Source organism: Weissella thailandensis (assembly GCF_001932615.1).
In the GTDB taxonomy this organism is placed as follows: domain Bacteria; phylum Bacillota; class Bacilli; order Lactobacillales; family Lactobacillaceae; genus Weissella; species Weissella thailandensis.
This window is the reverse complement of record NZ_CP014332.1, coordinates 1,886,146-1,899,717: the sequence shown is the minus strand read 5'-3', so window position 1 is coordinate 1,899,717 and position 13,572 is coordinate 1,886,146. Positions and strand designations below refer to the sequence as shown.

Genomic DNA, 13,572 nt, shown 5'->3' with positions numbered 1-13,572 from the left:
CTGATAAAAAATTAAATACCGACAAAAAAGCTGAAAATACACAAAATCACGTGTATATATTCAGCTTTTTTGAATAAAAAGAGAAAGTTTAAGGGTTTTAAGTATAAATTATTGCATATACTTTCAACTACTGGTAATATTTACTGGTCAGTAATGAATGGGAGTAGAAATATGGCAATTTTAGAAATTAAAAACTTACATAAAGAGTACGGTAAAAACACTGTTCTAAAGTCAATTAATGCCACAGTAGAAGAGGGTGACGTTATTGCGATTTTAGGACCTTCAGGTACAGGTAAATCAACGCTATTACGCGAATTGAACATGTTGGAATATCCAACTTCAGGCGCGGTGATTTTTGAGGATCAAGACATTACCAAAGCTAGTGAAGCTGGTTTGGACAAGATTCGTCAAGAATTAGGCATGGTTTTCCAAAGTTTTAATTTGTTCCCAAATATGACCGTTTTAGACAATGTAAAAATTGCTCTAACTAAGGTAAAAGGCATTGCTGATGGTGAAGCAACAGCAACTGCCAAGCAGTTCTTGGAAAAAGTTGGGGTGGTCGATAAGGTTGATGTGTATCCAGCATCTCTATCTGGTGGGCAACAACAACGTGTGGCCATCGCCCGTGCTTTGGCAATGAATCCAAAAATTATGTTATTTGATGAACCAACGTCAGCTCTGGATCCAGAGATGGTTGGGGAAGTTTTGAAGACGATGCGTGAGCTTGCCCAAGAGAGGATGACGATGTTAGTCGTGACTCACGAAATGGGATTCGCCCGCGAAGTGGCTTCAAAAATTTGGTTTATGAGTGACGGCGACATGATGGCCTACGATAATCCAGTTAGCTTTTTTGAAAATCCTAATTCTGAACGTGCGCAGAATTTCTTAGCAAAGATGTTGTAAGAGAGGGAATTAAATCATGAACAAATGGATAAAAAAGCTCATTATGTTGGTAATGGCATTTGGACTAGTGATGAGCAGCGGTATGGGTATGCTGAATATGCATACAGTCAACGCTGAAGAAACTGATCCAACATTAGAGCGTATTAAAAAATCTGGTAAGTTAGTCGTTGGAACTTCAGCCGATTATGCGCCTTATGAGTTCCATACAACCGAGCACGGTAAAGACAAAATTGTTGGTTTTGATATCGAAGCTGCCCGTGAGATTGGTAAGCAATTAGGTGTAAAAACTGAGATTCAAGAAATGAGTTTTGATGCCTTATTGGGTGCTGTAAAAACGGGAAAAGTTGATGTTGTTGTGGCAGGTATGACGGAAACGCCAGAACGTTCCGAAGAAGTTAACTTTTCAAAGCCTTACTTTGTTGATAAAAATGTTGTGCTAACTTTAAAGCAGAATAAAGAAAAGTGGTCAACGTTAAAGCAACTTCGTCAAGCAAAATTGGCAGCGCAAGTCTCATCTAAGCAAGATGATATCGCACATGAAATAACCGATAAAAAGGTTGTCTCATTAAAGAAAATCACTGACGAAGTGACGCAATTAAACCAAGAAAAGGTTGATGGTGTCGTGGTTGCTAGTACAACAGCAAAAAGTTATTTAGAACAAAGTGATCAATTTGCTGTCTCACCAGCCAAATTACCAGGTATTTCTAATGGTTCTTCAGTGGTGATGAATAAGAATGCTACGGTATTGCAGTCAAAGGTCAATAAGATTTTGGATGACCACATTATTGGTGAACCACTGCAAAAGATGCAGGATGATGCCATTGCATTGATGAATAAAAAAGAATCTTTCTTTTCTAAATATTCACCTTATTTCGTTAAGGGAACGCTTTACACGATTGGTTTAGCGGTCATCGGCGTCTTCTTTGGAATTATCTTAGGTATCTTATTTGCCTTAATGAAATTATCTTCAATCAAAGTATTTAAGTGGTTGGCTTCAGCCTACATTGAAGCAGTCCGTGGTGTGCCTTTGTTGATTCAAGTATTCATTGTTTACTTTGGTACACAAGCCATTGGATTGCATATTTCAAGTTTCTTAGCTGGTGCAATTGCCATGTTCTTGAATTCGGCAGCCTATGTGGCAGAGATCATTCGTTCAGGTATTCAGGCAGTGCCAGACGGACAAACTGAGGCGGCGCGTTCACTTGGCTTTACCAAGAATCAAACGATGCGTTATATGATTTTGCCACAGGCAATCAAGAATATTTTGCCAGCTTTGGGTAATGAATTTGTTACGGTCATCAAGGAAGGTTCGGTTGTTTCAGTTATTGGTGTTGGTGAGTTGACTTTCCAAACATCGGTGGTTCAAGGAGCATCCTTCAAACCATTTATCCCATTGATTATTACAGCGATTATCTATTTCATTTTGACATTTGGAATCAGTCGCTTGTTAAACTTATTTGAAAAGAAATTACGTAAATCTGATAAGACATTAGGTTAATTGGCCTGAATGTCATATAGCAAAACAGGGTGGACAGCGATGTGCACCCTGTTTTTTGTCATATTTTTCAGGGGCCAGAAACTTTTATAAAAAGTAGGAATAGCGTATATTAAAAAGCATAGAGTATTAAGGAGAAGGAAGATGTCAAAGAAAGCACGTATTAAAAAAATTCTTGTCGAACAAATCTTGGATAAGGCGGATATTCCCTATGAAACGATTGTATTTTCAGGAGGAATGAATCGTAACCAGGCAGAACTGGATGCCTATGGGTTAACAGATCATGACATTTATAAGACGTTAGCTTTGGACGGTAATGTGACTGGACCAGTTATTGGCGTTGTTCCGGTTGATAATCATTTAAATGAAAAGAAATTAGCCGCTGTGTCTGGTAATAAAAAGGTTAATATGATTCCGACTAAGAACTTGCAAAAGACAACGGGTTATATTCATGGTGCGAACAATCCTGTCGGTATTTGGCAAACGAAAAAGTTTCCGATTTATTTTGACAATAGTGCCAAAGAGGCGGGGACAATCACTGTTTCGGCAGGTGAAGTGGGTCGCTCAATTCGTATTGATGCTGAGACTTTAGCTGAATTTGTCCATGCACAATTTGCAGATATCCGGTCGGTTGACTAATTATGTCAGGGGTAATTATTTGGCATACAGTACTGTATCTCTTTATCATTTTTCTAATTGGACCACTAGTTGTTAGTTACTGTGTCTCTGCAATTACGGCCAAAACAAATCAGCATTTGATAAATCGGTTTGGGACTCGTGCCCCCTTACTATTTGGTTGGCTGGGAGTTATTGTTCATGAATTATCGCATGCTGGTATGGCTATCTTGTTTGGGCATAAAATCAATCGCTTGGTGCTTTTAACCAATCCCTTTCGTTCAGATCGGGAACAGCGATTAGGATATGTTGCACATTCATGGCAGCCCAAAAATATTTACCAACAGTTTGGTAATTTTTTTATTGGTTTAGCACCAGTGATTGGGATTACGTTATTAACGGGATTAACGACGCAGTTATTATGGCCGGAACTGTTTGCTGTGCAAACCATTGAGTGGCAAGTTTTTAGTAGTGTACCTTGGTGGCAGTTAGTTATTTGGCTATACATTGTGGTCAATTTGAACTTGGCTATGAACCTGAGTCGTTCGGATTGGTCAAACGTTTGGCAGGGATTGGCTTATTATAGTGTGGTACTGTTGTTGATAAGTTTAATCGTTGGTGTCTTTATTTCGGATCCCTGGCTGATTTTTGAAACGGTTGGTTACTGGCTGGGTATTGTTTGGCTAATTGATATTGGTATTGGCGTTTTAATGCTACTAATCGCACATATTCTAGATTGATAATTTGAATGGGGGAATAAAAATGAATTCACAAGAAGATGATCAGTTGGCGGTCATGACAGATTTTACGACACAACTATTATCTGCAGATCAAACGGGGCATGATATGACACATATTCAGCGCGTCCTAAATATGACAAAGCATATTTTAACGACGGAACCAACTGCTGACGCATTTGTTGCACAAGCGGCAGCGCTTCTACATGATACTTATGATGATAAATTGTTTGATGACGTTGATCAGGCAAAGGCTCGGGTGGCTAATAAGCTGACAACGATTGGTGTATCTGAGGAAAAGCAATTAGAAATTTTTAAAATTATTGATAATATGTCATGGAGTAAGCAACGATTTGGCAAGCCAGAACCATTATCATTAGCTGGTCAAATTGTTCAGGATGCGGACCGCTTGGATGCGATTGGTGCTATTGCCATTGCACGAGTGATTCAATATGGAGTTGCTCATGGCCATGAATTGTATAACCCAGACATCAAACCAAGGCAGGCGAAGACAAAAGCTGAGTATCGTCAGGCAGATGGTGAAACCCTTATGAATCATTTTTATGAAAAATTATTTTTACTAAAAGATTATTTAAACACAAATGAGGGCAAACGAATTGGCGAAAAAAGAGATCAGCTAATGCATGATTTTGTGACCCAGTTTGAATTAGAATGGCAACAAAAGGATTATTGATCTAATAAGAAGGGAGTGAGTGTGTGAATTCAATATCAAAAAAGGAACGTGGCGTCCTGTTAATATTGATGGTGGGAGTTTTTCTAGGATTTTTGAATCAAACGTTGATGAATACAGCGTTGCCACAAGTTATGGCGGATTTTAAAATTTCGACTTCCCTTGGTCAGTGGATGACAAATGGGTATATGTTAGTGAATGGTATTATGGTGCCATTAACAGCCTTTTTGATTCAGCGATTAAAAACGCGAACATTATATCTAAACGCATTATTGATTTTTGCTATTGGGACTTTAATTGCTGGTTTTGCACCAACTTACTTTGTTTTAATTTTGGGACGAATGGTGCAGGCTGCTGGAGCAGGAATTTTTGGTCCCTTGATGAATGTTGTCGTAATGAACATATTTGCGGCTAATCGACGTGGTGAAGCGATGGGAATCATCGGGTTAGCGTTGAATTTTGCACCGACGATTGGACCAACGTTATCTGGATTTATTGTTTCAAGTCATTCATGGCGCTGGTTGTTTTGGGGAATTGCGCCATTCATCTTTTTAGATTTAATATTAGCTTTTTTCCTATTAAAAAATATTGGTACACAAAAGTTCTTGCGTTTTAATTTCTTAGGCGTGTTACTTTCAAGTATCGGGCTAGGTAGTCTGTTGTATGGTTTCTCGAATGCGGGGGATGGTCAATGGTCAAGTCCAAATGTTTGGGGCTTTTTGCTGGTGGGTATCTTAGTCACTATGCTATTTGTCTACCAACAAACCCATGCGAAAAATCCGTTGCTAAACTTTAATGTGTTCAAATACCACAACTTTACGATTGCGACAATTATTAACGTCGTGTTGATGTGTGCCTTATATGGTGGTGCCTTGATGCTACCCTTATATATGCAAACGGTACGTGGTGAATCAGCACTGATTTCTGGACTAGTTCTACTACCAGGAGCGTTGATTACAGCAATTCTATCGCCAACTTCAGGTAAATGGTACGATCAGTTTGGGGCCCGCCGATTAGCCCCAATTGGGTTAGGAATCGTTGTCGTCGGAACGATTATTTTAGCGAACTTGCGATTAGATTCACCGTTATGGTTACCAGCCCTTGGTCAGTTGATTCGCCAATTAGGTTTGGTCATGGTAACGATGCCAATTCAAACAGAGGCTTTTAATTCATTGCCAATCGCAATGGTACCTGATGGCTCGGCGGTTTATACAACTATTCGTCAAGTTGCGGCATCGTTTGGGACCGCTGCTTTAATTACGGCATATGGCTTAACATCTGCTGGTGTCAAGGCAGGGCAGACCCAAGTGATGGCTGACTTAAGCGGAATTCATGTCGCTTTTTGGATTGCGACCGGTTTGGTTGTTACAGCGCTACTATTAACGAGATTATTACGAGATCGGCAATACATTGATGAAGATCGTCATGTTCATCAAGAAAATGACTAAATAGAAAGTGGTCCGACCTATTTTGGTTGGACCACTTTTTATGTTATGATAGTAGCCTGAAGTGAACAGGAGGTTCAAAATGGCTAGAGAAGTACTGTACATGAAAGTGCTTAATGACTTAAACCGGCGTATCAATGCGCAAGAATTCCCAAATTTAAAGTTACCAGATGAGCGGTCTTTGGCTATCTCATATGATGTTTCGCGAAGTTCTATTAAAAGAGCCCTCAATGTTTTGGTGCAACAAGGGATTATTTTTAAAAAACGTGGCTCAGGAACGTTTGTTAATCCACTGTATTTAAAAAACCAAGGTATGTTTAATGCTGTGGGACAAAATTTAGGTGTTTCTGATTCTTTTCGTTTTAAGGGTGAAACGCCAGCAATCAAACTATTAGTTTTTGAAAAAGAAATTGCGAATGATGAAGATCGTGAGGCATTGTTTTTAGAGCCTGACGATGAAGTTTATCGTATTAAACGTTTACGTACATTGCAAGATAAAGTGTTTATGATCGAGAATGCGGTTATTCCGGTGAAATTGTTGCCAATGTTAACGGCTGAAGATATGACACATTCTATGTTTCAATATGCTGAACAGACAACTAACAAAGCAGTTACCAAATCATTCATGACAGTTACAGCTGAACCATCTAGTGACGAAGATCAACAATATTTGAATTTGGCACCGACAGAACCAGTTGGCGTAATGTCTGGTGTGTACTTTTTAGATGATGGGACACCTTTTGAAGTTGGGCAAATGCGCGTTCATTATAGCTATATGCGCTATAACAGTTTCGTTAGTTTAGATGGTGAATAATCAAATTTTCAATGTCTCAAATTGGGACGGTCCAATTAGTAGTTTTTTATTGTACCCCTTTTGTAAATCTGTTATTATAATAGTTGTAATCCAGAAGATAACTTCTGCGATGGAACCTTTCTCAAAAGTAAAAAGGAGATTTAATCAAAATGGCAGTAGATTTTGATTCAAAAGCATATCTAGAAAAGGTTGATGCTTGGTGGCGTGCTACCAACTACCTTTCAGCAGGTATGATCTTTTTGAAGAGCAACCCATTGTTTTCAGTAACTAACACACCAATTCAAGCAGACGACGTTAAGGTTAAGCCTATCGGTCACTGGGGAACTATCTCAGGACAAACTTTCCTATACGCTCATGCAAACCGTTTGATCAACAAGTTTGATTTGAACATGTTCTACATTGGTGGTCCCGGTCACGGTGGCCAAGTGATGGTTACGAACTCATACTTAGACGGTACTTATACTGAAAGCTATCCTGAAATCACTCAAGATGTTGACGGTATGGCCCGTTTGTTTAAGCGTTTCTCATTCCCAGGTGGAATTGGTTCACACATGACTGCACAAACACCAGGTTCATTGCACGAAGGTGGTGAGTTAGGTTACTCACTATCACACGCAACTGGTGCAGTTTTGGACAACCCTGACCAAATTGCTTTCACAGTTGTTGGTGACGGGGAAGTCGAAACTGGTCCTGCAATGACTGCATGGCACTCAATCAAGTTCTTGAACCCTAAGAACGATGGTGCTGTATTGCCAATTTTGGACTTGAACGGATTTAAGATTTCAAACCCAACAATCTTCTCACGTATGAGTGATGAAGAAATTACTAAGTTCTTCGAAGGCTTGGGATACTCACCACGTTTCATTGAAAATGATGATATCCATGACTACATGGCATACCACGAGTTGGCTGCTGATGTATTCGACAAGGCTATTGAAGATATTCATGCTATTCAAAAGGCTGCCCGTGAAGACGGTCGCTACATTGATGGTGAAGTTGCTGCATGGCCAGTTATCATTGCTCGCTTGCCAAAGGGTTGGGGTGGACCAACTCATAACGCTGCTGGTGAGCCAATTGAGAACTCATTCCGTGCCCACCAAGTGCCACTTCCTTTGGCACAACAAAAGTTGGAAACTTTGCCTGAATTCGAAGAATGGTTGAATTCATACAAGCCAACTGAATTGTTTAACGCTGATGGTTCATTGAAGGCAGAAATTGCTGAAATGGCACCAAAGGGTGACAAGCGTATGGCTGCTAACCCAGTTGCTAATGGTGGACGTCGCCGTGGTGATGAGCCTACTGATTTGACATTGCCAAATTGGAAGGACTTTGCTAACGAAGTGACGGCTGATAACCGTGGAACGGAATTGCCAGAAGGCGGCCGTAACATGGATATGAACCTATTATCAACTTACTTCGCTGCAGTTTCAAAGTTGAACCCAACGTCATTCCGTATCTTCGGACCTGACGAAACGATGTCAAATCGTTTGTGGGAGATGTTCAAGATTACTGACCGTCAATGGATGGAAGAAGTCAAAGAACCTAATGATCAACACCAAGCTCACGAAGGACGTATCTTGGATTCGCAATTGTCAGAGCACCAAGCTGAAGGTTGGCTAGAAGCTTACACATTGACTGGTCGTGTTGGTGTGTTCGCATCATACGAGTCATTCCTACGCGTTGTTGATTCAATGATTACACAACACTTCAAGTGGTTGCGTCATGCGTCAGAACAACCATGGCGTAATGATTACCCATCATTGAACTTGATTTCAACATCAACTGCTTTCCAACAAGACCACAACGGTTACACTCACCAAGATCCAGGTATTTTGTCACACTTGGCTGAGAAGAAGGCTGACTTTATTCGTCAATACTTGCCAGCTGATGGTAACACTTTGTTGGCTGTCTTTGGTCGTGCATTTACTGAACGTCACAAGATCAACCACATTGTTGCTTCAAAGCAACCACGTCAACAATGGTTCTCAGTTGATGAAGCACAAGAGCTAGCTACTGAAGGTGTTAAGGTCATTGACTGGGCTTCAACTGTTGCTGAAGGTGAAGATGCTGATATCGTCTTTGCATCAGCTGGTGTTGAGCCAACAATCGAAGTACTTGCTGCATTGCACTTGATCAACGAAGCATTCCCAGCTGTTAAGATGCGTTATGTCAACGTTGTTGAATTGCACCGTTTGCTAAACAAGAATGGTAAGATGAACCACGAACGTGCCTTGTCAGATGACAAGTTTACTGCATTGTTCGGTGAGTCAGGAACACCAGTTATGTTCGGCTTCCACGGATTCGAAGACTTGATTGAGTCAATCTTCTACGAGCGTCAACACTTAGGTGCACACGTTCACGGTTACCGTGAAGATGGTGATATCACAACTACTTACGATATGCGTGTATACTCAGAATTGGATCGTTTCCACCAAGCTAAGGAAGCTGCAAACGTTTTGGCTGACAAGGGCGTAATTGATGCTGCTGAAGCAGAAGCCTTTGACAAGAAGATGGATGCTATCTTAGCAAAGCACTTCGATGTTACTCGTAACGAGGGACGCGATATCGAAGAGTTTACTGACTGGAAGTGGACTGCTTTAAACAAGTAATCGACTATTCAGATCAATGCTGAATCGATAAAATAAAAGCTCATAATCGCTAAACATTGGCGGTTATGAGCTTTTTTTGGTATAATTTGTAATGGTTGAATATGTTTTTAAGGAGAAAGTTAATGATTGTCTTATTTGTTTTAGGAATTGTGCTGTTGGCCTATGCAGCTATCCAGGGGGTTGTGCATCATCAAGTACGATGGGTACCGATTACGATTGGTCTTTTATTGACTATTTTTATGGGTTTGGGTGTGCAACGTGCACAACAACAGCATTTTTTAATGGCAGAAGTTCCTTTCTCAAAGACACAAAAAATTCAGCCTGCTGTTACTATTGATGGTTTCAATTTAATAACAACAGAAAAAGGTAGTAATGGACGCTTGCGTTATACATACCGAACAAATGACAAAACATATCAAACATTGACGCAACAAGCTAAAACTAAAGTGGTTGCTGGTCAAAAACCAACTTTGAAAACAACCGTGATGACTTATCAAGCCAATTCAACCTGGCGTCGATTCTTGCTTTTGGGACAAAAAACAGTTGAAAAAGGTGATACAACCTATAAGTTAACACTTCCTGAGGGATGGTATGTTGTGCCTAAGGACAAGGTTGATGATTTACAAAAGATGGTACAGGACAATGAATCTGACATCTCAGACAAAGTTCGTGATGAAATCAATAAGCAGGTTGCTAAAAAGGTTAAAGCGGACGAAGACTTTGTTGATGATGAGGACGGTCAAAATAAATTGAAAGATGATATCGTTAAGAAAGTAACTAGCGATTCACAGAAGCAGTTGAAGGTAGATATCGTTAATCAAATTAGTAAATGGCAACAAGAACAATAGGTCATTTAAAGAATTAATATTAATAATTTTAACGAAGCGGGATTGGAACAGAAATAAGTGTTCCAACCCCGTTTTATATTTAAAATGGCTGCAAGGCGTCTTTTGTCACGCTCTGTTCTTTGTGGTATCTTATTCTATAAGAAAAATGAAATTTTGAGGTGAAAATATGGGGACACGTCAACAAGACGATTTTTATGAAGCAATCAATGAAGATTGGGTCGCACAAGCTGTGATTCCTAATGATAAGTCACGAACTGGTGGCTTCATTGACTTAGCTGATGAAATTGAAGATTTAATGTTAGCAACAACTGATAAGTGGTTAGCTGGTGAAGATGTTCCAGATGATAAGGTGTTACGCAACTTTATCAAATATCATCGATTAGCAGCAGATTGGGAAACACGTAATCAGGTCGGTACTGCGCCTGTTTTGCCAATTATCAAACGTTATCAACAATTTAAATCATTTGCAGATTTTGCGCAAAACATTGCTACTTTGGAAAAAGAAGGATTGCCTAATGCTTTACCATTAGGAATTGCACCTGATTTTAAAGATGCCCAAACTTATGTTTTATGGGCAGATGCCTTAGGCACGATTTTGCCAGATACAACTTATTATGAACCTGGTCATCCACAAGGGGCAGAGTTGTTGAAGAAGTGGCGTGAGTCTCAAGAACAACTATTGCCTAAGTTTGGCTTTAGTGAAAGTGAAATTAAAGACTTGCTAGATAAAGCCATTGCATTTGATGCACGTGTGGCTAAAGTTGTGTTGAGTCAGGAAGAGTCTTCAGAGTTTGTGAAGTTATACAAACCTTATAAATGGGCAGACTTCACTGCTTTGGCACCAGCGTTACCACTAAATGAAATTGTGACTGAGATGATTGGTGAGGAACCAGACATGGTCGTTGTGCCTGAAGAACGTTTCTGGCATGCAGCTGACCAATTCTTCTCAGAAGTGGCTTGGCCATTATTGCGGGCTACTTTGATTATTAGTATTGCTAACAGCTATACGGGTTACTTATCAGATGATGTCCGGATACTAGGGGGTGCTTATGGTCGGGCGTTATCTGGTATACCAGAACCAAAGAATCGTCAAAAGTCAGCTTATTATCTAGCTGAAGGACCATTTAACCAAGCATTAGGTTTGTGGTATGCCCATAAAAAGTTCTCACCAGCGGCAAAGGCTGATGTTGAGGATAAAGTTGCCACGATGATTGATGTTTATAAAGAGCGTTTGCAGCAAACAACTTGGTTACAACAAGCGACACGCGATCAAGCAGTGGTTAAATTGAATGCTATCAAACCACATATTGGTTATCCCGAAAAGTTGCCGGATTATTATCAAGATAAAGTGGTTGCGGATGGTGCAACATTATTTGAAGCCATGCAAAAGTTCACGCAACAAAGTATTGCACGTACATGGGCAAAATGGCATCAACCAGTCGATCGTGATGAATGGCATATGCCAGCCCATATCGTAAACGCATATTATGATCCACAGCAAAACCAAATTGTTTTCCCAGCGGCTATTTTACAAGCACCATTCTACAGTTTGGATCAATCTGATTCAGCAAACTATGGTGGGATTGGGGCAGTGATTGCTCATGAAATTTCACACGCGTTCGACACAAATGGGTCATCGTTTGACGAACATGGTAGCCTAAATAATTGGTGGACTGATGAGGATTTTGCGGCCTTTAAGGAACGGACACAAAAAATCATTGACCAATTTGACGGGTTGGATTCATATGGTGCTAAGGTGAACGGTAAGTTGACGGTTTCTGAAAACGTTGCTGATTTAGGTGGCTTTGCTGCGGCGTTGGCAGCGGCAAAACGAGAAGCAGACTTTTCGGCTAAAGAGTTCTTTGTGAGCTGGGCGACGATTTGGCGTATGAAGGCTCGTCCAGAGTTGATGAAGTTCTTTGCCGCGGTGGATGTTCATGCACCTAATAAAGCGCGTACTAATGTCATTGTTTCGAACTTTAATGATTTCTACAAGACATTTGATGTGAAAGAGAATGATGGGATGTATCGGGCACCAAGTGATCGGACAATGATTTGGTAAACGTATTACATCGAAGCTTCAGACTTTTGGGACGTGTTTATACGATACCAAGAGAAAAGCGCATCGGTGTTATAAAATTTAATACATGATTAGCACAAGGAGGTTGGGGCATTTAATTAGCCCTGACCTCCTTTTTGCGTATTTGTTGACAGTTGTAAACAAAAAATTATATACTTAATATAGTTACAAATGTAAACGAGAATGAGGAGATGATGTTATGGCACAGGCACAGGATATGTCTACTGCTGAATGGGAATTAATGCGAGTTATTTGGACAATGCATGAAGCCGGTAGCAGTGACATTATTAGAGTGATTCAGAGTAAAAAGGATTGGACTGAATCAACTATCAAAACTTTGTTACGTCGTTTGGTAAAGAAAGAAGCCTTAACAACGCGTAAAGTTGGGCGAAAGTTTATTTATCAACCTTTGATTGGTGAAGAGGAGGCAATGGATCAGATGACGGCTGAAACTTTTGATCGTTTGTGTCGGATGAAAAGAGGACACGCCATTGCAAAGTTAGTCGCCGATACAACGTTGAGCCAAACTGACATTCAAGAATTGCAGCAAATTTTGGCAGAAAAAGTAACGACCGCACCGGAAAAAGTGGCTTGTGATTGTATTGCACCAATGAGTTGTGAAAATTGTGAAGATCATCCAATGATGGTCTAGAAAGGAGTCATGCATGGCAAGAATAATGGTATTAATTATTGGTATATTGATGATTGGCTTTATTACTTGGTGGTTCTTTGGTAAGCATGAGGCAAAAACTGAAACGGCAGCTGTCGCATCAGATCAACAGGATGTCGATATCTTGGTTAAGGGTGGTTATTCACCTGAGCAAGTGGTCTTAAAGCAAGGTGTGCCGGCGAAATTACATTTTACGCGGACTGATCCATCTAGCTGTCTGGATCATGTTGTTTTCCCTGATTTTGGGATCAATCAAGCCTTACCACAAAATCAAGAAGAGACGGTCACGATTGATACAAATAAACCAGGTGAATATGAATGGGCTTGTGGGATGGATATGTTCCACGGCAAAGTCATCATTAAATAAGTTTTATATCCAGGAGGTAAAAACGAATGAGTGAATTACAAAAAGTAGATGTAACGGTTGCTGGTGGTTATGAACCAGAAGTTGTTAGTTTAAAGCGTGGTGTCCCAGCTGAAGTGACGTTTACTCGTACCAGTACACAGGGTTGTTTAGACGTTGTTCATTCTAAAGAATTGGGTTTTGAAGAAGATTTGCCCATTGATGAACCGAAAACAGTGACAATTAATACAGAGAAGGCTGGCGAATTTGCTTTTAGCTGTGGGATGGATATGTTCCATGGCAAAGTTATTGTAAAGTAGGT

At 40.2% G+C, this 13,572-nt stretch carries 13 protein-coding genes; all 13 read left to right on the top strand.

Annotated features, from left to right (window positions below):
- The first annotated feature begins 171 nt into the window (after positions 1 to 171).
- The 13 genes from FOL01_RS09465 (at position 172) to FOL01_RS09405 (ending at position 13,570) form a co-directional block, all read left to right on the top strand.
- Positions 172 to 903 (top strand): amino acid ABC transporter ATP-binding protein, encoded by a 732-nt coding sequence (locus FOL01_RS09465; RefSeq protein WP_075270392.1) that lies wholly within the window; start codon positions 172 to 174, stop codon positions 901 to 903.
- A 16-nt stretch (positions 904 to 919) separates the two neighbouring features.
- Positions 920 to 2,401, top strand: a complete 1,482-nt coding sequence (locus FOL01_RS09460; protein ID WP_083603482.1) for an ABC transporter substrate-binding protein/permease — start codon at positions 920 to 922, stop codon at positions 2,399 to 2,401.
- A gap of 141 nt (positions 2,402 to 2,542) precedes the next feature.
- Positions 2,543 to 3,037, top strand: coding sequence for an aminoacyl-tRNA deacylase (locus tag FOL01_RS09455; RefSeq protein WP_075270390.1), 495 nt, complete (start codon positions 2,543 to 2,545; stop codon positions 3,035 to 3,037).
- 2 nt (positions 3,038 to 3,039) lie between these two features.
- Entirely contained in the window at positions 3,040 to 3,753 is a 714-nt protein-coding gene (locus FOL01_RS09450; RefSeq protein ID WP_075270389.1) for a hypothetical protein, read from the top strand.
- A gap of 22 nt (positions 3,754 to 3,775) precedes the next feature.
- On the top strand, positions 3,776 to 4,444 hold the full coding sequence (locus FOL01_RS09445) for an HD domain-containing protein (protein ID WP_075270388.1): 669 nt from the start codon (positions 3,776 to 3,778) through the stop codon (positions 4,442 to 4,444).
- Between the two features lie 68 nt (positions 4,445 to 4,512).
- On the top strand, positions 4,513 to 5,889 hold the full coding sequence (locus tag FOL01_RS09440; RefSeq protein ID WP_075270644.1) for a DHA2 family efflux MFS transporter permease subunit: 1,377 nt from the start codon (positions 4,513 to 4,515) through the stop codon (positions 5,887 to 5,889).
- A gap of 79 nt (positions 5,890 to 5,968) precedes the next feature.
- Positions 5,969 to 6,700, top strand: coding sequence for a GntR family transcriptional regulator (locus tag FOL01_RS09435; protein WP_075270387.1), 732 nt, complete (start codon positions 5,969 to 5,971; stop codon positions 6,698 to 6,700).
- A gap of 149 nt (positions 6,701 to 6,849) precedes the next feature.
- Positions 6,850 to 9,309 (top strand): phosphoketolase family protein, encoded by a 2,460-nt coding sequence (locus FOL01_RS09430; RefSeq protein WP_075270386.1) that lies wholly within the window; start codon positions 6,850 to 6,852, stop codon positions 9,307 to 9,309.
- 122 nt (positions 9,310 to 9,431) lie between these two features.
- The gene (locus FOL01_RS09425; RefSeq protein ID WP_075270385.1) at positions 9,432 to 10,157 is read left to right on the top strand and encodes a DUF4811 domain-containing protein; all 726 of its coding nucleotides are present in this window, start codon (positions 9,432 to 9,434) and stop codon (positions 10,155 to 10,157) included.
- Between the two features lie 166 nt (positions 10,158 to 10,323).
- The gene (locus tag FOL01_RS09420; RefSeq protein ID WP_075270384.1) at positions 10,324 to 12,219 is read left to right on the top strand and encodes a M13 family metallopeptidase; all 1,896 of its coding nucleotides are present in this window, start codon (positions 10,324 to 10,326) and stop codon (positions 12,217 to 12,219) included.
- Positions 12,220 to 12,436: 217 nt separating this feature from the next.
- Positions 12,437 to 12,889 carry a CopY/TcrY family copper transport repressor gene (locus FOL01_RS09415; RefSeq protein WP_075270383.1) on the top strand — a complete coding sequence of 151 codons (453 nt, stop codon included), beginning with the start codon at positions 12,437 to 12,439 and terminating at the stop codon, positions 12,887 to 12,889.
- A gap of 13 nt (positions 12,890 to 12,902) precedes the next feature.
- Positions 12,903 to 13,274 (top strand): cupredoxin domain-containing protein, encoded by a 372-nt coding sequence (locus FOL01_RS09410; RefSeq protein WP_075270382.1) that lies wholly within the window; start codon positions 12,903 to 12,905, stop codon positions 13,272 to 13,274.
- Between the two features lie 26 nt (positions 13,275 to 13,300).
- The gene (locus tag FOL01_RS09405) at positions 13,301 to 13,570 is read left to right on the top strand and encodes a cupredoxin domain-containing protein (RefSeq protein WP_075270381.1); all 270 of its coding nucleotides are present in this window, start codon (positions 13,301 to 13,303) and stop codon (positions 13,568 to 13,570) included.
- Positions 13,571 to 13,572 lie beyond the last annotated feature (2 nt).